Below are 341 nucleotides of genomic sequence, written 5' to 3' on the forward strand. Positions count from 1 at the left end.
GTGTTTGATCGACTCCTGATCATGAGCTGGGCGCCAGATCACGATGCTGACCAGTAGTGCACTGCCTGCCACCACGGCGAGGCCAACAAACGACGCCGTGAGGCTGATGTTGGCTCCCAGCCATCCCGCCAGTGGATAAGTAATCAACCAGCAAGCATGGGACAGCGCAAATTGGGCGGCAAACAACGCCGGGCGATCTTCGGCATGTGCCGAGCGACGCAACAGGCGACCGCTCGGAGTCTGGGCCAGCGAATAGCCCACCCCGAGCACCATCCACAGCGGCAGCAGGAAGTTGTAGGTGGTCAGGTTGATGCCGACGGCCAAGCCTACGACCAGTATTC

General features: G+C 60.7%; 1 protein-coding gene. It reads right to left on the reverse strand.

Going from position 1 to position 341, the window contains the following annotated elements:
• Positions 1-324: MFS transporter (locus KMS84_RS44235; RefSeq protein ID WP_285894508.1), on the reverse strand; the 324-nt coding region annotated here is incomplete at its 3' end.
• Positions 325-341 lie beyond the last annotated feature (17 nt).

The sequence above is a fragment of the Streptomyces hilarionis genome (genome assembly GCF_024539675.1).
Lineage (GTDB): Bacteria > Actinomycetota > Actinomycetes > Streptomycetales > Streptomycetaceae > Streptomyces > Streptomyces hilarionis.